16 protein-coding genes and 1 pseudogene are annotated in these 23158 nt (G+C 40.3%); 4 read left to right on the top strand and 13 right to left on the bottom strand.

The window, feature by feature from the left end; translation table 11 throughout:
- Positions 1–31 precede the first annotated feature (31 nt).
- The 10 genes from PTUN_RS20930 to PTUN_RS20885 form a co-directional block, all read right to left on the bottom strand.
- A complete protein-coding gene (locus PTUN_RS20930) occupies positions 32–1015 on the bottom strand; it encodes a glutathione S-transferase family protein (RefSeq protein ID WP_009836703.1) in 984 nt (327 codons plus the stop codon).
- An 11-nt stretch (positions 1016–1026) separates the two neighbouring features.
- On the bottom strand, positions 1027–1860 hold the full coding sequence (locus PTUN_RS20925; protein ID WP_009836704.1) for a pirin family protein: 834 nt from the start codon (positions 1858–1860) through the stop codon (positions 1027–1029).
- Between the two features lie 515 nt (positions 1861–2375).
- Positions 2376–3920, bottom strand: a complete 1545-nt coding sequence (locus tag PTUN_RS20920) for a glycogen synthase (protein WP_009836705.1) — start codon at positions 3918–3920, stop codon at positions 2376–2378.
- 19 nt (positions 3921–3939) lie between these two features.
- On the bottom strand, positions 3940–5247 hold the full coding sequence (gene glgC, locus PTUN_RS20915; protein WP_009836706.1) for a glucose-1-phosphate adenylyltransferase: 1308 nt from the start codon (positions 5245–5247) through the stop codon (positions 3940–3942).
- A gap of 36 nt (positions 5248–5283) precedes the next feature.
- Entirely contained in the window at positions 5284–7761 is a 2478-nt protein-coding gene (locus PTUN_RS20910) for a glycogen/starch/alpha-glucan phosphorylase (protein ID WP_009836707.1), read from the bottom strand.
- On the bottom strand, positions 7748–9847 hold the full coding sequence (glgX, locus tag PTUN_RS20905) for a glycogen debranching protein GlgX (RefSeq protein WP_009836708.1): 2100 nt from the start codon (positions 9845–9847) through the stop codon (positions 7748–7750). Before glgX ends, PTUN_RS20910 begins: the two co-directional genes overlap by 14 nt.
- On the bottom strand, positions 9844–12060 hold the full coding sequence (gene glgB / locus PTUN_RS20900; RefSeq protein ID WP_009836709.1) for a 1,4-alpha-glucan branching protein GlgB: 2217 nt from the start codon (positions 12058–12060) through the stop codon (positions 9844–9846). Before glgB ends, glgX begins: the two co-directional genes overlap by 4 nt.
- A 15-nt stretch (positions 12061–12075) precedes the next feature.
- Complete coding sequence (gene malQ / locus PTUN_RS20895) at positions 12076–14133, bottom strand: 4-alpha-glucanotransferase (RefSeq protein WP_009836710.1); 2058 nt, start codon at positions 14131–14133, stop codon at positions 12076–12078.
- Between the two features lie 19 nt (positions 14134–14152).
- The gene (locus tag PTUN_RS20890) at positions 14153–14452 is read right to left on the bottom strand and encodes an isoamylase early set domain-containing protein (protein WP_009836711.1); all 300 of its coding nucleotides are present in this window, start codon (positions 14450–14452) and stop codon (positions 14153–14155) included.
- Between the two features lie 402 nt (positions 14453–14854).
- The gene (locus PTUN_RS20885) at positions 14855–15295 is read right to left on the bottom strand and encodes an Lrp/AsnC family transcriptional regulator (RefSeq protein WP_438942531.1); all 441 of its coding nucleotides are present in this window, start codon (positions 15293–15295) and stop codon (positions 14855–14857) included.
- 233 nt (positions 15296–15528) lie between these two features.
- Between PTUN_RS20885 and PTUN_RS20880 the strand changes: the two genes are divergently transcribed.
- The 4 genes from PTUN_RS20880 to PTUN_RS20865 all read left to right on the top strand — a co-directional run bounded on the left by PTUN_RS20880 (position 15529) and on the right by PTUN_RS20865 (position 20157).
- Entirely contained in the window at positions 15529–16734 is a 1206-nt protein-coding gene (locus PTUN_RS20880) for an aspartate aminotransferase family protein (protein WP_009836713.1), read from the top strand.
- A 47-nt stretch (positions 16735–16781) separates the two neighbouring features.
- On the top strand, positions 16782–17801 hold the full coding sequence (astA, locus tag PTUN_RS20875) for an arginine N-succinyltransferase (RefSeq protein WP_009836714.1): 1020 nt from the start codon (positions 16782–16784) through the stop codon (positions 17799–17801).
- Positions 17802–17813: 12 nt separating this feature from the next.
- Positions 17814–19289, top strand: coding sequence for a succinylglutamate-semialdehyde dehydrogenase (astD, locus tag PTUN_RS20870; protein WP_009836715.1), 1476 nt, complete (start codon positions 17814–17816; stop codon positions 19287–19289).
- Positions 19290–19353: 64 nt separating this feature from the next.
- On the top strand, positions 19354–20157 hold the full coding sequence (locus PTUN_RS20865) for a DUF1338 domain-containing protein (protein ID WP_009836716.1): 804 nt from the start codon (positions 19354–19356) through the stop codon (positions 20155–20157).
- Between the two features lie 226 nt (positions 20158–20383).
- Here PTUN_RS20865 and PTUN_RS20860 read toward each other — a convergent pair whose 3' ends face one another.
- The 3 genes and pseudogenes from PTUN_RS20860 to PTUN_RS20850 all read right to left on the bottom strand — a co-directional run bounded on the left by PTUN_RS20860 (position 20384) and on the right by PTUN_RS20850 (position 23102).
- Positions 20384–20764 (bottom strand): DUF3192 domain-containing protein, encoded by a 381-nt coding sequence (locus tag PTUN_RS20860; RefSeq protein WP_009836717.1) that lies wholly within the window; start codon positions 20762–20764, stop codon positions 20384–20386.
- Between the two features lie 165 nt (positions 20765–20929).
- A pseudogene (locus tag PTUN_RS20855) lies at positions 20930–21975 on the bottom strand (alkaline phosphatase D family protein).
- Positions 21975–23102 (bottom strand): alkaline phosphatase family protein, encoded by a 1128-nt coding sequence (locus PTUN_RS20850; protein ID WP_009836720.1) that lies wholly within the window; start codon positions 23100–23102, stop codon positions 21975–21977. Before PTUN_RS20850 ends, PTUN_RS20855 begins: the two are co-directional and overlap by 1 nt.
- Positions 23103–23158: the final 56 nt, after the last annotated feature.

Below are 23158 nucleotides of genomic sequence, written 5' to 3'. Positions count from 1 at the left end.
ATTGATGCTTCGTTTTTAGATAAAATTATAATTAACCAATTAACTCATCTCTATGATGCGCTTTAAAATAATCAATTTCGGGACCTTTTGGCACAACTTGTGTCGGATTAATGTGCGCATGGCTGAAATAATAGTGGCGCTTTATATGATAAAAGTCGACGGTCTCGGCCACGCCATCGATCTGAAAAAGCTCACGTGTATAAGCAGATAAATGTGGGTAGCTTTCAATGGTTCGCAAATTACATTTAAAGTGACCAACATAAACAGCATCAAAACGAATTAAAGTAGTGAAGAGCCGCCAATCAGCCTCCGTTATAACATTCCCACATAAATAACGTTGTGAACTTAACCTCTCTTCAACTTTATCGAGTGCATTAAATAGGGCATCAAATGCTTGCTCGTAAGCCTGTTGAGTCGTTGCAAAACCACAGCGGTATACGCCATTATTAATGTTGTGATAAATGAACTCATTAATTGTATCTATCTCACTGGTAAGATTATCAGGATAAAAATTAAGCTTATTTCCTGTTAAGTGATCAAAGGCACTATTAAACATCCGGATAATTTCTGAAGATTCATTAGAAACGATGCAATTTTTTACTTTATCCCATAATACCGGTACGGTAACTCGCCCACTGTGGGCGGGGTTATTCTTACAATACAATTGAAACAAATTGTCGAACTGAAATAAAGCATCGCCACTGCTGTGGTTATCCGTAGCAAAACTCCAGCCCTTTTCTAACATATCAGGACTGACAACCGACACGCTAATTAAATCAGTTAACCCTTTAAGCTGCCTAAAAATCAGGGTGCGGTGCGCCCAAGGACAGGCTAGCGAAACATATAAGTGATAACGGCCGGCTTGCGCTTCAAAGCCTGCATTGCCACTAGGCCCTGCGCTACCATCATGCGTGACCCAGTGACGTAATTTCGCCTCTTCACGTTTAAATTCACCTTGATGAGATGCAGTATCGTACCATTTATCATGCCATTGACCGTTTATTAATAAGCCCATTTGGTTGCTCCTTAATTTATTTTACCAAAAAAACCATTTTGATAGTCACGAACAGCTTGTTTTAACTCATCTTGTGTATTCATCACAAATGGGCCTAAGTGAGCAACAGGCTCATTAATTTTACGACCGCATAACAGTAAAATACCCGCGCCTTGTTGATCAGCCAGCAGTGATACGTCTTGCTTAGCATCAATCAATAATAAATATCCTGCGCTATAACCGGCTAAACTCCCTGTGTGAATATAAATCGCCACAGTATCAAACTCACCAAGACTAAGCTCAGCACTACCATTAGGAGCAAAAGTGAAATCAGCCAGTGCAGCACCAGTACTTAAATCATTTAACGGCGATTCGATTGCCTGATCAGCGAAATGCCAACTTCCGGCTAAAGCTTTTAACTGAGCGCCAGTTTCGTTTTCAACCGAGGGTAAAGGCGCAAGCGTACTGTCACCATAACGCGAATCGCGCATCTTATCTTTTGCAGCCATATTGAGCCAAATTTGAAAACCGTGCATACCAAGTTTTGCATCAGCCAATGGCATTTCACTATGTAATACACCGCTGCCGGTGCTCATCCATTGTACATCGCCGGCACGAATGGCTTTTTTATTACCCATTTGATCTTGATGCTCAAAGCCACCTTTTATAATGTAGGTGAACGTTTCAATTCCACGATGTGGATGAGGCGGAAAGCCCCCCATAAAATCTTGACTGTCATCTGATTTTAATTCGTCAATCATGAGGTATGGGTCGAGTAATCGGCCATCAAAAGCCGCGATGCGATTAATTTTAACACCATCACCATCTTGGCTAGGCTGACTTTTAATCACTTTTAAAATCTTCATCTTATGTTTCCTCTATCGCTGATTGAACAAAAATAGCAAACAAACTGAAAGATTAAAATTAGCTAAATACTGACTATTCGTTCGTTTTTGTCGAATGTTAATAGACTAAATCACGATAGAATAAAAACTTAAAATACTATTGATTAAGCTGAACAAAGTTAGCGCTGAAACCAAAATTATTAACACATAGCTCAACCAAAATGAGTACAACAAAATTATTTAAGCTCAGGTAAGGTTTAGATATTTTCGAGGGTAACAAGACGGATAAGTGCGGCAATAGCGGTTCTATTTAATGTTACTAAAGCTGTTAGGCTTTAAAATAGCTGCCTGAAAGAGCTTTTTGTCTAGTCTTAGGTTTATTTAACTGCTCTCTTTTTTCGTCCGTTCAAATTGAAAACATTTAGATTTTTAAATAAAATTTGCGAAGATTAGATTATAAAGAAGAAAAAACAAGAAGAAGCATCACATCAGGCTAAATTATTTAAATAGCCATAAAAAAGGCGCTTTCGCGCCATTTAATTTTGATAAAGCGCTTGAATATATTGCTCTGCACTTTGATGCCAACCAAAGCGAGCTTGTTTCGCATTCGTTATCAATTGCTGCCAATGTGTCTGATCATGCTGATAACACTCAATTGCTTGAGATACTTTTTCTAACAAGCCATCAATCTGGCTATTGAGATTATCACCAAAAAAAACAAAGCCAGTTTCATTATCAATAATAGTATCTTTTAGTCCACCTACACCGTGCACTAAACAAGGTTGTCCAGCTCTTAATGCTAACATTTGGCTGATCCCACAAGGCTCAAACGAACTTGGCATTAAAAACAAATCACCCAAACCATATAGCTCATCACTTAAGTCTTGCCCATAACCGTTTAAAAATAAAAAATTATTATGCTTTGCCATCAGCTGCATAAATTCAAATTCTATTTGACTATCACCACTGCCTAAAATAACTAAGCGACCATCCGCTTGGGCTAACAAACTAAGGATTGTGCTAAGTACTGGCACATGATCTCTTGTTTGGCGCAATAACAATACTTTTTGATCAGTCAGTCGGCCAATTGAAGTAAAAATTGGGCCGGTAACCGATGTATTTGCCAGCCATTCATTTATTCGTTCATTAGCGAGATATTGAACCGTTTTAAGCTCTACAGACTTTGCCATCCAATTAAATACATTGTATTTGGCACGACGTAAAAAAGCGTCAAAGTCAGCGTGTACTTCATCGTGTTCTGGGTATTCACAGCCATTAATTATCCCGACCAACTTGCCATGGACTTTGGCATTGATAAGGTCTTGCTCAAGCCCTTCCCCACCAAAGAAACCGCGTTCAGGTTGACTTGGTAACAATACTTCATCGGCATAAGTTTTTGATACAACATGTACTTTATCTGCCAAGTTAATTGCAGCGCGCATTGGATTAAAACAATGTGGGTAGCGCGGATCACAAATCACTTGGCCATCATAGCTCAATGCAGGAAACCAGGCTTCTAAACTTGAGCTATCATAACGAAAAGGTCGGATCCCTTGCAGGGCAATATTATGCACCGTAAAGACTTGTTTAATAGCAGTAAGTGGCTGATAACGTTCGCTGTATTTAGCAAGTACTACAAATACTGCGCTGTGCCAATCATGAAGATGTACGACATCAATGGGGGCAAATAAATCAAGCGTGATCGCTTCGGCAATCGCGGCACAAAAAAATGCATATTTAGTCGCATCACGGGCAAACGGTCGATTATCAATGTCATTAAGATAAACCGAGCCTGTGATAAAGCTAGGATGGCTGATGACATATTGCTGTACGTTATGGTGCTCATCACCCAGTTTTTTTAATATCACTTCTTCCATTTGACCTGCAAAAGCGACATAAAAATGTGCTTCAGTACAATGGCCAAATTGCTCTGCATAGTTGGCGTAATCTGGAATAATCACTGAAACATGGTGATTAAAATTGGCTAACGCACGAGGAGCGTCGCGCACAACGTCCGCCACTCCTCCCACTTTAGCACCTTTAATAGCGTCATTTTCAGACGCTATCATCAAAATGTGCATTGTTACATCACCCTTTTAGTTATACGACTTCAGATTCTTCTAAAGCTTGCTCACGCTTTGCTTGTTTTGCAACGTAGGCAATGAGCATATCACGAGTAACCAGAACAATGCCTTTATTAGAGACACGAAATCCATTCGCTTGGTCTTGTTCGCGGTCAAAACCAATTACTGTATTTTCAGGCACTTCACAACTTCTATCGATAATGGCACGGCGAATTTTACAATGTCGACCAATCACCACGCCCGGTAACAATACCGCTTCTTCGATTAAACAATAAGAATGGATATGTACTTTTGAAAAAAGTAGAGATTTACGCACTGTAGAACCAGATATAATACACCCGCCTGATACCGTAGAATCAACAGCCATACCACGGCGATCATCATCATCAAAGATAAATTTAGCAGGTGGGAGTTGCTCTTGATATGTCCAAATTGGCCAACGCGCATCATATAAATCAAGCTGAGGCTCTGGCGTAACCAATTCCATATTCGCTTCCCAGAAAGAATCAAGTGTGCCTACATCACGCCAATAAGGTTGGCTGTCGTGACTTGGATCACTAAATGGAAAGGCAAATACATTATGTTCTTCAATAATCGCAGGAATAATATCGTGGCCAAAATCACGACCGGAACCAGCACGCTCAGAATCTTTTTTCAGCTGTTCAAACAAAAATTCGGTATTAAAAACATAATTACCCATTGAAGCCAAACACTGGCCAGCTTTACCTGGAATTTCAGACGGATCAGCTGGTTTTTCATCAAAACGCATCACACGCTTGTCGTTATCAACTGTCATAACTCCAAAGGTGCCCGCCGCTTCTTCGCAAGGAACCTCAATGCAGCACACTGTCATGTCTGCACCGGTTTCAACGTGCTTGGCCAATAACGCGCCATAGTCCATACGATAAACGTGGTCACCCGACAAAATCATTACGTATTTTGGTAACTCGTGACGAATAATATCCATATTTTGAAATACCGCATCGGCGGTGCCACAGTACCACTCATCACCGTAACGTTGTGATGCAGGTAAAATCTCTACCGATTCACCTAATTCTTTTTTAAAGTGGCCCCATGCACGGTTCACATGGCGAATTAAAGAATGCGATTTATATTGGGTCGCAATACCCACTCGGCGAATTCCCGAATTGATACAATTTGAGAGAGGAAAATCAATGATGCGGAATTTCCCACCAAAATAAACCGCCGGCTTGGCACGCCAATCGGTTAATTCATGTAATCGTGAACCACGGCCACCAGCTAAAATTAACGCATATGTCTCGCGCGTTAAATTACTTATATAACGATTGGCATAACTAGGCATATAAACTTCTCCATAAGTGGTGTTGCTGTGTCATAACTATTGATCTAATTGCCAGATGTCCTGGCTGTATTGTTTGATTGTACGATCGCTTGAGAAACCACCACTTGCAGCGGTATTTAAAATACTCAAACGTGTCCAATATTCTTTATCTTGATAAGCGAGTTCTACTTGTTGCTGCGCTTTGATGTAACTATCAAAGTCATACGCAACCAGCCATTGATCATTGCTGTCGCGGATTGAATCGATAATGGGTTGGAACAAGCCAGGCTCAAACAAATTAAAATGACCACTTTCGAGTAAGCTCATTACTTCATTAAGCGCCTGATTTTCAGCAATAATTTTGTTTGGATTATAATTAGCGCGGATCTGGGTCAACTCTTCACTTTTTGCCCCAAATAAGAAGAAATTATCAGCACCAACTGCATCACGTATTTCGATATTTGCACCATCTAAAGTACCAATAGTAATGGCACCATTCATCATAAACTTCATATTACCTGTGCCTGAAGCTTCTTTACCAGCAGTTGATATTTGCTCAGATAAATCCGTTGCAGGACAAATTGTTTCCATGGCGGTCACATTATAATTGGGTAGAAATGCAACGCGTAAATAAGGTTTAGCGAGCGGATCACTGTTAATCGCATCGGCAACATTATTAAATAATTTAATAATGAGTTTTGCCATAAAATAACCCGGTGCCGCTTTACCACCCAAGAGCACACAACGAGGCGTCAAGTTAGCAGTATCACCTTTGCGGATACGCTCATATAAATAGATAACATGTAAAATATTCAGTAACTGACGTTTATATTCATGGATACGTTTCACTTGCACATCAAACATCATGCTTGCATCAAACTCGACACCACATTGCACCCTTACTAAATCAATAAGTTCTTGTTTATTGTGCTCTTTCACTTCTCGCCATTGCTGACCAAAAGTCGGGTTATCGTAATAACGACGAATTTTTTCGATTTGGCCAAAATCAGCCACCCAATCAGTGCCTATTTTTTCGCTAATTAAATCAGCAAGCAGTGGATTACAATGAGATAACCAACGTCTTGGTGTAACGCCATTGGTTTTATTGTTAAATTTTTCCGGCCAAAGCTGATAAAAATCATTAAATAACCCTTGCGTTAATAACTCAGTATGAAGCGCTGCAACCCCATTAACCGAAAAGCTGCCTACTATGGCTAAATACGCCATACGAATTTGAGGATGACTGCCCTCTTCAATTAATGACATTGCACATTGTTTGTCGGTATCGCCTGGCCAACGACAGGCCACCTCCATTAAGAAACGCGCATTAATCTCATAAATTATTTCAAGTAAACGTGGTAATAAGCGCGCAAACAAGGTCACTGACCATTTTTCGAGTGCTTCAGGTAATAAAGTGTGATTGGTATACGCCATGGTTGAGGTGGTAATGGCCCATGCGCTATCCCACTCTAAATCATAATCATCAATTAATAAGCGCATCAGCTCAGCCACAGCAATACTAGGATGAGTATCATTGAGTTGAAAAACATTAAATTTTGCAAAATTAGTGAAGTCTTTATCATAACGACTCACCCAGCTTGCCAAAATATCTTGTAAACTAGCTGATGATAAAAAGTACTGCTGCCTTAAGCGTAACTCTTTACCATTTTCACTCGAATCATTTGGATAAAGCACCATGGTGATTTGTTCAGCTAAATTTTTACGCGCCACAGCTTCGGTATAACTGCCCGCATTAAATTCTGATAAATTAAATTCATCTGTCGCTTCAGATTTCCATAACCTGAGGGTATTAACTACATCGTTACGATAGCCCGGCACGGGCACATCATATGCAACCGCCAAAACATCTTGTGTACCCACCCATTGATGATGCTTACGGCCTTGTTTATCTTGATAAATCTCAACATGACCAAAAAATTTAACCCGGCGGCTATGATCCGGTGCTGTGATTTCCCAAGGATGGCCTTCACGTAGCCAATTATCTGGGTGTTCAACCTGATTACCTTGCTCTATTGATTGATTAAACATGCCATATTCATAACGAATACCATAGCCAGTTACCGGTAAGCCTAACGTGGCACAGCTATCTAAAAAACAAGCTGCAAGTCGGCCAAGACCACCGTTTCCAAGGCCAGCATCGTGCTCAGCTTCGGCAACACTTTCAAATGTAGAACAATAATCAGCTAATGCTTTTCGTACATTATCTTCAAGATCAAGATTAAGCACCGCATTGCCAAGTGCTCGTCCCATTAAAAACTCAAGCGATAAATAAGCGACTTGTCGGGTTGGATTTGCTTTTTGCATTTGTCGCGTCGAACGACAAAGAGCAACCAGTCTATCGCGTATGGTTAATGCTAAAGCATGGTAAAGATATAAGCGCGATTCACCAACGACGTCGCGGCCTAAGGTGTAGTAAAAGTGTCTATCTAAATCTTCTTGCAGACTTATTTCATCAATAAGCGGCGCATCATGCGCTGTTTTCAATTTACAAACGTCATTCTTAGAGTGTGCCATGAGGTGTTTCCTGTATAACGGCAGACAAAATCCAACAGCTCTTAGCTGCAACCGCGATGATATCTGATGATGAATAATGGGTATGGCTTTCATTTACGGCAAGTGTGGTTAAACACAACTGCCATTGCTTGATATTTTGCCGAGTAGGCAAGGTAAAAAACTGTGTTTTATCACTGGCATTAAATAAAACCAGCAAGACTTCTTGTGATTTAATATGGGCACGCGGCTCAATAAAATAACCCAGTTGTTGGTTTTGATGATTGGTCCAATCTTCCGCGGTCATTGCAATGCCGCTAGTACTGAGCCAAGTTAAATGAAAATCAACATCATTGTGATGTAAATAGTTCAGTTTTTTATAAACAAAAAACCTATCTCTAAGCTCAATTAACTTACGAATAAATGGTGACAACTCATTACAAACAGTTGACTCTTTAAAGTTAAGCCAGTTTATTTCGTTGTCTTGACAGTAAGCATTATTATTACCTTGCTGCGTGTGTCCAAGCTCACTGCCTGCCGCAAACATTGGCACACCCTGCGAGAGAATAAGCGTTAATAAAAAGTTTTTTTGTTGGCGTAATCGTAAGGCATTAATTTGCACATCTTCACTTGGCCCCTCAACACCATAATTTGCCGATAGGTTTTCGCTGTGACCATCTTGATTATTTTCACCATTTTGTAAATTGTGCTTATCTTGATACATCACTAAATCAGCAAGGGTGAAACCATCATGTGCGGTAATAAAATTAATGCTGGCAAGCGGCCCACGGCCGTTATGCTCAAATAAATCATTTGAGCCATGTAAACGCTGAGCAAATTCAGGTAATAATCCTAGATCACCACGCCAAAATCGGCGCATGGTATCGCGATATTTATCGTTCCACTCTCGCCATGCAATTGGAAAACCACCTAACTGATAACCACCTGGGCCTATGTCCCACGGCTCTGCAATTAATTTTACTTGGCTTAAAATAGGATCTTGATTAATCGACTGAAAAAATGCGTGGCGAGATTTAAAGCCTGAATATTGACGCCCTAATATGGGTGCCAAATCAAACCTAAAACCATCAACACCCATTACTTCAACCCAGTAACGCAAACTATCGAGTATGAGTTGCAATACCCTTGGGTGATTAATATTTATGGTATTTCCACAACCGGTATCATTAATGTAATGACGTGGATTGGCGGTATCGAGTCGATAGTAGGTTAAATTGTCTAATCCACGCCAACTTAGCGTTGGGCCTAAATGATTTCCCTCCGCGGTATGGTTATAAACCACATCTAAAATCACCTCAATGCCCGCTTGGTGAAAACGCGATACCATGGTTTGAAATTCAGCAATATTATCGTTAACCAAATAATCAGAATGAGGTGCAAAAAATGATAAGGTATTGTATCCCCAATAATTTTTAAGCCCTTTATCTGTTAAAAAACGTTCACTGATAAAATGATGGCAAGGCAGTAATTCTATGGTTGTTACGCCAAGGCTTTTTAAATGTGTAATAAACGCAGGCTCTGACAAACCTAAAAAAGTACCTTGTTTTTGCGGTGTAATGCCTGGATGTCTCGCCGTGGCTCCCTTAACATGGCATTCATAAATAACGGTTTTTGACCATGGAATGTGTGGTTTTTGTCCGGTGTATTTAGCAAGCGATACAACTTTAGATTTTGGCGTATCACTGGCGCTGTCTGAATTATTAATAAAATTAGCATTAAGAAGCGGTTCGCTGAGCTCAACACTGTGTAAATTTGACCAACGAAATTCACCATGAAGTGCTTTACTATAGGGATCTATCAATAGCTTATTGGCATTAAACCGCTGACCAAGCTCTGGCATATACGGGCCATGGGCGCGAAACCCATAAAGCATGCCCGCTTTGGCACCTTTTATAAAACCATGCCACACATGCTCTTCGCCTTTTAGCATTGCAAGACGCGCAATCTCGCTGTGGCCGCTGGCATCAAATAAACATAATTCTATTTTTGTAGCATGCGCTGAAAAAACGGCGAAATTAACCCCTTCATTTTGCAATGTCGCCCCAAGTGGATAAGGTTTCCCTGCTAAAAATTCTAAGGTTACACTCATGCGCCATCCTTAACTAAATAGATACTGGCCAAAGGAGGCAACGCGATTTCAATGCTAAACGCCTGCCCTTGCCAAGGTTCATCCTCACTTTTATAACGCGTCGTTTTTGCAAAGCCTGAACCACCAAATTCGGTGGCGTCGGTATCGAGTATTACACGATAAAGCCCTTGATGCGGCACTCCCACACGAAATGTTTGATAACTATTTGGTGTCATATTGCTAAGAATTAAAACTACATCAGTTGCTAATTTGCCAAATCGCATAAAGCTAAAAATACTTTGTTCGCTATTGTGTCCATCAATCCAAGTAAAACCTGATGGATGATTGTCTTTTTCGTACAAGGCAGGTGTCGAACAATACACATTATTAAGCTTTGTAATCAGCGCTTGCATGCCTTGATGTGGGGCATGCTCAAGTAAATGCCAGTCAAGAGAGTGATTGTGATCCCACTCACGATATTGGGCAAATTCGCCGCCCATAAAAAGTAATTTTTTACCCGGATGAGCCCACATAAAACCAAAAAACGCACGTAAATTAGCAAATTTTTGCCAGTCATCGCCGGGCATTTTATTAATTAACGAGCCTTTACCATGCACTACTTCATCATGGCTAAGGGGTAAAATATAATTTTCGCTAAAGGCATAAACTAATGAAAAGGTCATTTCATTGTGATGATGTTGACGATAAAGAGGGTCACGTTGCATATAATGCAGCGAATCATTCATCCATCCCATATTCCATTTATAACCAAAACCCAGGCCACCATGTTCGGTAAATTGGGTCACACCTGGCCACGCGGTTGATTCCTCCGCGACCATCATGATCCCCGGATGACGTTGATAACAACGCTGATTAACTTGACGCAGAAGCTCAATGGCACCTAAATTTTCGCGGCCACCATGCTGATTAGCGACCCATTCACCTTCTTTGCGGCTATAATCGAGATAAAGCATTGACGCAACTGCATCGACTCTTAATCCGTCTATCGCAAATTGATCAAACCAATACATCGCGTTGGCAAGTAAAAAAGTTTGCACCTCAGCACGGTCATAATTATAGATATGAGTATGCCAATCTGGATGGTACCCTTGGCGTTTATCCGCATGTTCAAATAAGTGGCTACCATCAAATTTGGCAAGACCATGCGCATCACTTGGAAAATGACCCGGCACCCAATCGATAAGTAAACCAATATTAGCCGCATGACATGCATCGACTAAATGTTGAAAATCTGCGAGGGTTCCAAAACGGCTACTTGGTGCAAATAAGCCAACAGGTTGGTAGCCCCAAGAGCCATCAAATGGAAATTCACTGATCGGCATCAGTTGAATATGAGTAAAACCCAGCCCTTTTACATAAGGCACAAGTTGATCTGCCAACTCTTGATAACTTAAATAACGGTTTTGCTCATCGGGAACACGTTTCCACGAGCCAGCATGGACTTCATAAATACTGATTGGCGCATCAATAGCATTACGCTGTATTTTTTTTGCCGTTTCACGTTTCAATGCTTCGTTAGTTTTTTGGGTATCAAAGATATTTTTTGCAGCAATAATCGATGCGGTTGCAGGTGGGTGTTGCATGGCAAATGCAAACGGATCTGCCTTTTCAAGGCGCTCGCCTTGCGCTGTTAATAACGAAAACTTGTAATGCGTGCCTTCCGTAAGGTGAGGAATAAAAATCTCCCACACCCCTGAGGCTGGATGTTTGCGCATAAAATGGCGGTTATTTTGCCAATGATTAAAATCGCCAATTACGCTAACACTTTGAGCGTTAGGCGCCCACACTGTAAAACGTACGCCATCGATGCCCTCAACTGAGCGCCAATGAGCACCTAAATGTCGATATGCTTGCTCAAGCGACCCTTCATTAAATAAATACATCGCTTGTTCGTCTATGGTAGAACCAAAACGATATACGTCTTCTTCAATCACACTTTGTAAAGGATAATCGATATGCAGTTTGTAGTCAGTTTGAAACTGTTTAGCCGAAAGGGTTAAAATAAACAAAGCACTTTTTTCAACTTGCTCAAACAAAATACTCTGTTTACCCACATAAGAAACTGCGGTAGCACCGGGTAAAAATACTTTTAATTGGTAGGTGTTTTTAGTTACTTGATGTGGGCCTAAAAATGCAAAGGGATCTTGAAATATACCCTGCTCTAACGCATTTATTTCTTGTGTATATTTTAATTTTTCAACAACTTGATCCATTAATTTGTTCCTCACTTATGCTTTTTCCCGAACTAAACGCAACGTGGCTAAAAAAGGATGTCGCCTGAGTAATTCAAAGACATCATGGTTCAAACGCCGACACCAATTGGGGTATTCTTTATCTGTACCAGGTATATTCACTGGTATCTCGTTATCATCTAAATCGTCAAGTTGAATCGTTATCATAGCCACGTGTGAGCCGGCTAGCGTTAAAAGTAACTGTTGATAGACAATCATAAAATCGCTTTCAATACTTAAATGACCACACTCACTGTGCTGCTGTAACCAACTGAGCATTTTGTGCTTATCATGGTGACGTTCGATTTGGGCTTGCTCTAAAATATGTGGTTGCTCAAATAGATTAAGTTGATTACGTAACAACAAGTCGGAACCATGCCACCATGCCTTAAATGTCGGAACATCATGATTTGCGACCATTAATAGTGCATGTGGTTTTAACTCTGAAAGCGCTCTAAATTGCCCAGCAGTATCTTTTTCAAAATAAAACAAAATATTTGAATAAATTTGCGCATCACGTAACGAGAGCGAAATTTCAGGTGGTACTATGCCTAAATCCTCACCAATCACTGCACATTGATTAAGCTGACTTTCAAGATTTAATAATGCTAATAACTCTTTAAATGGATAGTAAACATAGCAACCATGCTGCTTCAAAGGTCCTTCTAATAAGCACCACCATAAACGTAATAAGCTCATAACATGATCAATACGTAACGCACCGCAATGTTTCATATTAAAACGAATTAAATCGATAAAGTGCGCATAACCGGATGCTTTTAATGCATGCGGATTGAGTGGTGGTAAACCCCAGTTTTGGCCATGAGATGCCCAAGGATCTGGCGGCGCGCCAATGCTAGCTTTGGTAATAAAAATAGCTTCATTAGCCTCAAACTCATTGCCATCTCCAGCGCAGCCGACGGCAAGATCGCACACTAAGCCAATTTTCATACCACTGTGCTTAGCCAATTGCTGGCACTGCTCAAACTGAAGTGTAGCCAGCCACTGCAGGTAATATGAAAAGTGATTGTCTTGATAGATTGGATCACAAGTAACGTGCATCTGCTGCCAATTAACAAAGTCAGTCACACGAGGTGACGTTGTACAATAGGTTAAAAATTGTTTCGCTCTATCTGATGTTTTGGCTTGTAGATGCTGCTGATAAAACTGGCGATACATAAGCTTAAATAGCGTCAATTTCAGTGAAAAAATAACTTTATAATCAATATAAGTTTGCGATTTTTCTGTGCCAAGTTTTGTTTGAAATTCGTCACTGTTAAATAAAGATTGGGCTTCGGTACTGTATTTAAAATCATCACAACCAAGTACATCGATGTACAAAGGATTTAAACACAGACGATCGTTTGGGCTATAGGGACTGGCGCGTTCAGGCTCATTATCAAATAAGGCATGCAAAGGGTTAAGTAAAATATAATCTGCCCCTTGAAGCGCTGCCTCCTTAATTAGAATTTGCAAGTCAGCAAAATCACCAATTCCCAAATTAGTTTGACTGCGGACACTGTAGAGCTGTAGCGATAAGCCCCAATATTTTTGATCTGCTTGATGATAACCAGTTTTTGGGTAAACAACTAATGGTCGTGTAACCTGCTGATCTGCGACTTTAATACTTAAGCAATAGTATCCAAGCGCCAAAACAGACGTTGGAATAGTATGCTCAGTTAAACGCTCACCTTGATAAAAATAATCACCAACAAGATTACTTTCATCCATACGACATTGCCCTTGTGCAATCAGGGTTTGCCCTGCAAGGTCATAAACAGCCCACTCTAACGTATGCTGCCAGTATGCTGCGCTCAGTTTTACCTCAAACGACTGCAACCAGCTGGCACTAAATACCGTCTCGGGTAATAAATTAAACCAAGGTGCAACATCTAACTGATAGTTTTGTTCTAAAATATGAGCAGGATTAAGCTCAGTCATTGTACTTAAAATTGCGGCTCTGATTGACTCAGAAAAAACAACTTTTTCGCCGGTATATCCGGTGTATTCTAGGCCAATCCCATGTAAATAAAATGCTTGTTCAAGCTCTGTCATAGGTTATCTCGACTCGCAATTAACATTGCATGGTCGAGACAACGCTATTATCTGTACCAAATGAATTACAAATATAGGCATCAGCTTGGTGATCATTTTCCCATTTAGAATCGTCGATTAAATAACGAAAATGGAATTGCTGTTCAATGGGTAAGCGTACTTTAGTGCGGTAAACATTGTCTTTTTTTACATATTTCATCGGCATAGGTTGCCAATCAGTAAATTCTGCAACGAGTGCGACGTTATCCGCTTCGCTGACACTGATCTCAAATGTCACTTCAGCCTCAGCTTTAGTTTTAAAAAAACGTTTTGTTAACATTGTTGAGCTCCTCATTAAACTAGTTCAGCTGGTTTCCTTGCTTCATAACCCTTTTTTTAGACCGTATTACTGCTGGGAGAGATCAGAAAACCCACTCTTCATAATTGTCTGATATCTAACCATAGTTATATTTACGGATCATGACAGTGCATTTTTTTTACAATTGCACCAACATAATGCAACACACGGTTAAAAGGGCTAAAAATCAATACCTAATTGGCTATTGAGCAATTTTTGCACCAAGAATGTAATTTAGATAAAAAATATTAATGTATAAATAGCATTATTGCTCTTTGCAAACCGAATAAATTAACAAAATTAATACCTTACAGTATTAGAGCCTGAGCAATTACTCTACTACTGTAATGGCTTAAAAATGACTTTTTCAATTCTCCAAGCCCATCAACGGTTAAACTTGGTTTCTAAAATCACCGAAGAGTTAGTTCGTTCAACACCATCTAAATTACCAATGTCATCGAGTATTTTACTCAACTGTTCGAGCGATTGAGCTTGCACCACAGCAATTAAATCATGCTCACCACTGATAGCATATAACGCACTAATTTGACTCATTTGTTTTAGCTCAACATTGGTTTTCGTGGTTAATTTTTGTTTCACTTTAATCGAAACATGCGCTGAGACTTGCTCATTTAAAAACTCATTTCCATATTGCAGGACATAGCCTTTAATCACCCCAGTTTGTTCTAAACGGGATATACGATTTTGCACCGTTGAGCGCGATAAATTCAGTGCGCGGGCTAAATCAGAAATACTTGCTCGGGCATTTGTTCTTAGCAAACTCAGTAACTTTTGATCTTGTTCAGTTATCATATTGGCAATCAATTTGGTTATTTTGATAAATATTACTATCAATTAGTTTAAATTGGCACTGCACTTTTACAGTAATAGTGATGATAATGAATAAATAACAATAATATAGTCAAGAGAGGCATTCTTTTGGTAACAAATCATCTGTCTTTGTGCCCTCTTTTATCAGTTAAATCTTTAGCCCTGTCTATTTTTTTACCTAGATAAACCGACTTCTTTTAACTCATAAATTAAATAAGGCCAGTATCATGCAAGTAACTAGAGCGCTTTTCGACGAAGTAATGGTGCCAAATTATGCACCTTCAAGTGTCATCCCAGTCAAAGGACAAGGTTCTCGTGTTTGGGATCAAAATGGTAAAGAATTTATCGATTTTGCTGGCGGTATTGCCGTTAACTGTTTAGGTCATTGCCACCCTGTGTTAGTTAAAGCATTACAAGATCAAAGTGAAAAGTTATGGCATTTATCAAATGTTATGACTAACGAGCCCGCTTTACGTTTAGCAAAAAAATTAACTGATGCAACATTTGCTGAAAAAGTGTATTTCGCAAATTCTGGTGCAGAATCAAATGAAGCGGCACTAAAATTAGCACGTCGTTATGCGCTTGAAGTCTTCGGTGCAGAGAAAACACACATTATTGCCTTTAATAAAGGTTTCCATGGTCGTACTTTCTTTACGGTAACAGTTGGTGGTCAAGCTGCTTACTCTGATGGTTTTGGTCCAAAACCGGCAGATATCCAACACTGTAATTATAACGATCTTGCGGCATTCGAAGCCTTAATTTCTGATAAAACATGTGCTGTTATGATGGAACCACTTCAAGGTGAAGGTGGGATCATCTCTCCTACAGCTGAATTTGTTCAAGCTGTTCGTGCATTATGTGATAAGCACAACGCATTACTTATTTTTGATGAAGTGCAAACAGGTGTAGGTCGTACAGGTCATTTATATGCCTACCAAGGTTTAGGGGTGACACCAGACATTTTAACAACAGCCAAAGCGCTTGGTGGTGGCTTTCCAATTGGTGCCATGCTAACCACGACTGCGATTGCAGCCCATTTAAAAGTAGGTACTCACGGTTCGACTTATGGCGGTAACCCATTAGCGTGTGCTGTTGCAGAAGCTGCATTTGATGTAGTTAATACGCCAGATGTACTTAATGGTGTAAAAGAGCGTGAGCAGCTATTTCGTGAAGGCCTAACAGCAATAAACGAAAAATATAACGTATTTAGTGAAGTGCGTGGTGAAGGCTTGTTATTAGGTGCCGTTTTAAACGCTGACTTTGCAGGACGTTCACGTGACTTTTTACTCGCATCTGCTGATCATGGCTTAATGAGCTTAGTGGCAGGAACTGATGTAGTGCGTTTTGCACCCTCACTTATTATTCCAAAAGAAGACATTGTTGAAGGCTTAGCGCGTTTTGAAAAAGCAGTTTCACAAGTCGTAAATGGCTAAATAAAATGGGTGGCTTAGTGCCACCCATTTGTAAGTGAGTCACTATTATGCAAGTTATTCGTCCCATCAAAAGCAGCGATTTTGCTGCACTAAAACAAATAGCAATTGATTCTGGTCATGGGTTTACTTCTTTGCCCGTCAATGATGAGCTATTAATTAGCAAAATAACCCGCTCAGAACATAGTTTTGCGCAAGCGGTGCAAACGCACGGCGATCAAGGTTATTTATTTGTTTTAGAAGATACCCATAGCGGCAAAATAATTGGTACTACAGCAATTGAAGCAACTGTAGGTATGAACGTGCCGCTTTATCATTACCATCGCGGTAAAATGGTTCACCACTCGCCAACTCTTGATGTTTACAACACAGTAGAAACACTGACTATGTGTAACGACTACACAGGTTCGAGCGAGATTTGTACTTTGTTTTTAAATGAAGCCTACCGTAAAGGCAGTGCGGGTCGGTTATTATCTCGGGTGCGTTTTTTGTTTATGGCAGAGCATCCTGAGCGTTTTGCCGATACCGTTATTGCAGAAATGCGTGGTGTGTCTGATGAAGAAGGTCATTCACCTTTTTGGCAATGGTTACAAGATCACTTTTTTACCATTGATTTTCCAACTGCCGACCATCTAATAGGCATAGGCAACAAAGTATTTATTTCTGAATTGATGCCAAAACATCCAATTTATGCCAATTTACTGGGTGAAGAAGCACAAGCTGTAATCGGACAAGTCCACGAAAAAACAAAACCCGCTTTAAAATTACTTGAAAAAGAAGGGTTTGAACACCGTGGTTATGTTGATTTGTTTGATGCAGGCCCAACCGTTGAAGCAAAACTAAAATCAATTAAAACGGTACAACAAAGCCTGTCTTGGCCATGTAAAATCACAGAAGTTCAAGGCAATCAACAGGTTGCTGTTTGCAACCAAGAAATTGAAGGCTTTCGTGCTTTAGTGAGCGACCAAATACACATCGATGAGCTTCAGAATCTCCTCTTAATCAGCCCTGCGGTTGCTGATGCGCTGCACGTTACCGATGGTGACTGCGTTCGTTTTATTCAATTTTAATCGGGATCACCCATGAGCTTAAATGTACAATTTATTAATGATCAATGGCTTGAAGGTCAGGGTCCAGTTTTTCAATCTATCAATCCGGCCAATGGCGAAGTCATATGGCAAGGCGCTGGTGCAAACGCTGAACAAGTGAATCACGCAATTGTTGCTGCCAGAGCCGCTTTTTATCAGTGGAGCGACAAAAGTGTTGAAGAGCGTATTGTTGTTTTACAAAAATTTGCCGAGCTACTAAAAACCAATACCGAAGCGCTTGCAACTGTCATCGCCAAAGAAACGGGTAAACCCATTTGGGAAACGCGCACCGAAGTGGGTGCGATGATTGGTAAAATTGCCATTTCAATTAAAGCAAATCAAGAACGTACTGGCACAGTTGAAAACCCAATGCCGGGTGCAAAAGCCTTTATTCGCCATAAACCACATGGGGTTGTTGCAGTCTTTGGTCCTTATAATTTCCCAGGCCATTTACCTAATGGGCATATTGTGCCTGCGTTACTTGCTGGTAATACCGTGGTATTTAAGCCATCAGAAATGACCCCGATGGTTGCTGAATTTACCGTACAATTATGGCAACAAGCGGGTTTACCTGCCGGTGTGCTTAATTTAGTGCAAGGCGAACTTGAAACTGGTAAAGCCCTTGCTGGTAATTCACAAATCGATGGTTTATTTTTCACCGGTAGCTCTGGCACTGGCCATTTATTACATCGCCAATTTGCAGGTAATCCAGGTAAAATTTTAGCCCTTGAAATGGGTGGTAATAATCCTTTAATTATAAAAGATGTAGCAAACATTGATGCTGCTGTGCACGATATTATTCAGTCGGCCTTTATTACTTCAGGCCAACGTTGTACCTGTTCACGTCGTCTATTTATTGCAAACACTGACAATGGCGATGCCATTTTAGCCAAGCTGATTTCGGCCACCCAACAGTTAGTCATTGGTGATGCATTTGCACAGCCGCAGCCGTTTATGGGTGCGATGATTTCAGAAAAAGCAGCGCTTGGAATGATTAAAGCACAACAAGATATCCAAGCCATTGGAGGTAAATCGCTACTTGAAATGCGTCATTTACAAGCCGGGACTGGCTTTGTCACACCAGGGATCATTGATGTTACGCATGCCAGCGCTTTACCTGATGAAGAGCATTTTGGCCCATTGTTAAAAGTGTATCGTTATGATGATTTTGACAGTGCAATCAATGAAGCTAATAACACTTCTTTTGGTCTTTCTGCAGGTATTTTAGCGGACGCGCAAGCAGATTATGATCACTTTTTTAAACGTATTCGAGCCGGTATTGTTAACTGGAACCGACCTATCACTGGTGCATCAAGTGCAGCACCTTTTGGTGGTATTGGGGCAAGCGGCAATCACAGAGCGAGTGCGTTTTATGCAGCCGATTACTGTGCTTATCCTGTGGCTTCGGTCGAGGCAAGTGCGGTTACGTTGCCAGAAATCCTTGCGCCGGGTTTAACAATTAGCGAGTAGCCTAGCTACTTATTTTATTTATTGTTAGCAGCCTATTAGGCTGCTTCTTATAAGGTTCAATACCATGCATAACGATGTAAACGCTTTATTTGCTAACTTATGGGATAACTATTTATCAGTGACACCATCTGCGGTTGAAGTTCACAAATTATTAGGCACAACACAACAAGACGATATTATTAACGATCACATAGCACTGCGTACGTTTAATATCGAAAAAGTAAGCCTTGAAAAATTAGCGGCTCACTTTTTAGCTGTCGGTTATAAAGAATGTGGCGAATACCACTTCGAAGCCAAAAAACTATACGCCAAACATTTTGAACATTCAGATCCGAAACAACCTAAAGTATTTATTTCTGAATTACTGATTGATCAGTGTTCTGAGCAATTACAAAAAATTGTCACCGACTTAGTTGATCAAATTGACCCAGATGCAGTGACTGCCGATAACTTTTTATACTCGGGCACACATTGGTCTGTCGATAGCCAAACCTATAAAGCATTATTAGCTGAGAGCGAATATGCTGCATGGATGGCTGCATGGGGTTATCGTGCGAACCACTTTACTGTAAATATCAACGAATTAAAAAACTTCGAGACCATTGAAAGTGTAAATGACGCACTCAAAAAAGCGGGTTTTGCCCTCAATACCTCAGGCGGCGAAATTAAAGGCTCAGCTGAAGTATTACTTGAGCAGTCCTCAACCCTAGCGGATGATTACACTGTGCAGTTTAGTGATGGCGAGATGACAGTACCAAGCTGCTTTTATGAGTTTGCACTGCGTTATCCGATGGCCAATGGTGAGCTATATACTGGTTTTGTCGCAGCATCTGCCGACAAAATCTTTGAAAGCACCAATGCTCGTTAATTGAAGCACTAATTAACCTCAAAAAGCGCCACATTTGGCGCTTTTTTTATGCGTATTTTTTAGTATCTACCCAATGGCTTTCAAGGTGCACGTAGGCTGGCCTTTGGTAAGAGTCAGGAATGGCTCTCAAAATCCTCCTAGAGCATAGATGCACTATGTAATTGAGGTGAAGGCGCGTGGCCAACACCCGAGCATCTTGAAAGACGACAGGTATAAATCCAGCAATCTAGAGCAATGGATTATAAGCCGCATCGCCCCAACCCACTAGCTGACCATTTTTAAATACCAGCGGTGTACATTCATCTTTAGTCATTTTACCATCAGAGTGAATGCTGTGAGTCGCGTAAAATAAAACTTGGTAATTTTCAGCGTTCTTAGTCACAAACTCCGAAAAGTTAGGGGTACCTAGGGTATTTAACACGGTTTGGTAAGTTTGAGAAAGTTGTAGGTTAGCAATTTTATTACGATTGTTTTCATGCTGTTTTTCCCACGAGCTTGTATTTGATGACGCCCAATGACTATCAACCTCACCATCGGATACCGCAACAACACAACCCGTTAACAAAGGCACTGCGCAGGCCGCAACAACTAATAGACGTAGATTCATTATTATTTTTCCTTTTGCACTTAATATAAGTTTCAGCCAATAAAGCAAATTCAAGGCCAATATTATTTTTTGTTTTATATCATACAGTTAATTAAATAAAAATGAAAATGGCATTTTTTCAAAGGTTAAATAAACGAAATTTTCGTTTATTTAACCTAAAAGTAGCTATTTTTTATAAGGGCTAATCGATGATAGCGTTAACGATTGTTTAATTATTTGCGAGCCATCTTGACGTTTTAATAAAAACTCAATGGTTGGATCAGCTTGCTGCCAATCTATCTCAAGTTGTCCGTAGTTTAATTCGGAAGTTGGCGCACCTACTCGATGTTGATTTGGGCTGATTGCTTTCCATTCTTGGGTAATACCTGAGCTTGTCATTTCATAAAGGGGATAATCTAAGTTTTTGCTAAAACGACTGAGTTCGCCCCAATGCGTATCACCACTGATGATCATCACGCCATTCACCTGATAGTGTTTAATCAGCTTCAATAAACGGTCGCGATCATTGGGGTAATTAGCCCATGACTCCCAGCCGGTAAATTCAGGTAATAACTGTAGACTTGACGCAATGATTTTCAACTTAGCCGGTTTTTGCAATTCAAGTTCTAGCATTGCCACTGATTTTCACCTAACATCGATGCCTTTGGATCAGTTGTTGGGCTATAAGGACCCATTTTATTTGGTTCACGCTTATTTTTATAATCTTGCGCGCTAACCTGTGCCAATGGACTGCGATTAAAACGTAAATCAGGCAAAATAATATGGACTTTATTGGCTTCGTCACCATAAAAATAACTGGTATAGATCCCATCTTTTTGGGTATAACGGGCTGAATCCTTTGGCTCTTGCCAAAAATCGAGCATCAGCTTACGGCTTTGCTCTTTCATCGGGTATTGGGCGCCGGCATCATTTTGACCAAAATCATGGTCATCCCACACAGCAATAAGCGGGGTACTTTGCTTGAGGGTTTTAAAGTCTGGATTATTGGCTAATTGTTGATATTTTGCGGCCATTAAGTTCATATCTTCGGTATCACCATAAATATTATCCCCTAAGAAAATGAACACATCGCCCTGCTCTTTGGCCACTTGGCCCAAGATTGGCATTGGTTTATCTTGATGTGCACACGAGCCAAATAGAATTTTTTGACTGGCGGCATGACCGTTTAAACTCAGTAAACTGGCAGCAATAATGGCTATTACTTTTTTCATTATTTGTCCTGCATTAGCATTTCGTTAATCACGCTACCCATATTCGGGTTAAACTGAGCGGGATCCTCACCTAATAACGTCAGCACGGTTGCTGCGATTTGTTTTTGTTTTAACTCGACTTTTGTTGTTTTTTCGCCTGCACTCACACCATCAAGACCAAGCGCCACCAGCCAAATATGCTCCGAACCTTCAATACCATTTTCAAAATTCTTTAAATCTTTCATGTAACCTTGTACCGCTGTTTTTGATGCATGATGCTGCCAATCACTCGCATGACTGCCTCGGCCATGATCGGTGGTCACAATCAAAACGGTATTATCTTTATAATGGGGATGATTCTGTAAGGTCTGCCAAAGATCGGCAATAAAAGCATCAGAACGTTTAGCAGCATCAAGATATTGATCGTAGTGGCCATCGTGCGCAAAATCATCCGTTTCACCTAATGAAATCACCATCGTTTTTGGCTGTTTATCGAGTAAATACGCTTTAGCAAAACGATAAGTAAAACTATCCAGTCGTACATTATGCCAAGGGCTTGGAATTTCAGTTTGCAATTGATTCAACAAGGTTATTTCTGGCGTTGTCACTTGTGTTTCAGGCATAAAACCTGCATTGACATAAACACCACTTCGCTCACTATTAATAATATATGGAAATACATCCCAGCCACCAAAGAGAGCGACTTTGTGCTGATATTTTGCTTTTGCATTCAACCATTCAAGATAGGTTTGATTTGGATTTTGGATTTTTTTGTTACTGTTGATACTGTCATCAACGATACCGGTAAAAATTTCACTGTATCCTGGATATGAAAAATGCCAATTGTTTGCAATTGACATATAAGAACCATAATCTCGATTACCTAGCATCACGCCTTGTTTAGCAACGTATTGCCAAAAAAAAGGCATTAACTTTTCTCGCCTGACTGTTAAGTTTTCATCCCAATATTGCGCAGTTGTTTTATCAATATCTTGCACAAAATCTTTGTTGTTCATTAACGTTGCATCCGCGCCCTTAAATACCTCTTGCCAGCGGACGCCATCGAGCGTGATGACAATCACATTTTTTTCTGCATGTACTTTGCTTATCGCTAGTAATGCGCTGATCCAAATTAGGTGTTTTAACATACTAAAGTCCTAAAACCTGCCAAACTTAATTGGCAGGTTGATATGTGATAAATGAA

This window comes from Pseudoalteromonas tunicata (assembly GCF_002310815.1).
In the GTDB taxonomy this organism is placed as follows: Bacteria; Pseudomonadota; Gammaproteobacteria; order Enterobacterales; family Alteromonadaceae; genus Pseudoalteromonas; species Pseudoalteromonas tunicata.
This window is presented reverse-complemented; position numbering and strand designations above follow the sequence as displayed.

Coding starts and splice junctions, on each gene's coding strand:
- PTUN_RS20930 (WP_009836703.1), bottom strand. CDS start 1,015: ATGGGCTTATTAATAAACGGTCAATGGCATGATAAATGGTACGATACT.
- PTUN_RS20925 (WP_009836704.1), bottom strand. CDS start 1,860: ATGAAGATTTTAAAAGTGATTAAAAGTCAGCCTAGCCAAGATGGTGAT.
- PTUN_RS20920 (WP_009836705.1), bottom strand. CDS start 3,920: ATGCACATTTTGATGATAGCGTCTGAAAATGACGCTATTAAAGGTGCT.
- glgC (WP_009836706.1), bottom strand. CDS start 5,247: ATGCCTAGTTATGCCAATCGTTATATAAGTAATTTAACGCGCGAGACA.
- PTUN_RS20910 (WP_009836707.1), bottom strand. CDS start 7,761: ATGGCACACTCTAAGAATGACGTTTGTAAATTGAAAACAGCGCATGAT.
- glgX (WP_009836708.1), bottom strand. CDS start 9,847: ATGAGTGTAACCTTAGAATTTTTAGCAGGGAAACCTTATCCACTTGGG.
- glgB (WP_009836709.1), bottom strand. CDS start 12,060: ATGGATCAAGTTGTTGAAAAATTAAAATATACACAAGAAATAAATGCG.
- malQ (WP_009836710.1), bottom strand. CDS start 14,133: ATGACAGAGCTTGAACAAGCATTTTATTTACATGGGATTGGCCTAGAA.
- PTUN_RS20890 (WP_009836711.1), bottom strand. CDS start 14,452: ATGTTAACAAAACGTTTTTTTAAAACTAAAGCTGAGGCTGAAGTGACA.
- PTUN_RS20880 (WP_009836713.1), top strand. CDS start 15,529: ATGCAAGTAACTAGAGCGCTTTTCGACGAAGTAATGGTGCCAAATTAT.
- astA (WP_009836714.1), top strand. CDS start 16,782: ATGCAAGTTATTCGTCCCATCAAAAGCAGCGATTTTGCTGCACTAAAA.
- astD (WP_009836715.1), top strand. CDS start 17,814: ATGAGCTTAAATGTACAATTTATTAATGATCAATGGCTTGAAGGTCAG.
- PTUN_RS20865 (WP_009836716.1), top strand. CDS start 19,354: ATGCATAACGATGTAAACGCTTTATTTGCTAACTTATGGGATAACTAT.
- PTUN_RS20860 (WP_009836717.1), bottom strand. CDS start 20,764: ATGAATCTACGTCTATTAGTTGTTGCGGCCTGCGCAGTGCCTTTGTTA.
- PTUN_RS20850 (WP_009836720.1), bottom strand. CDS start 23,102: ATGTTAAAACACCTAATTTGGATCAGCGCATTACTAGCGATAAGCAAA.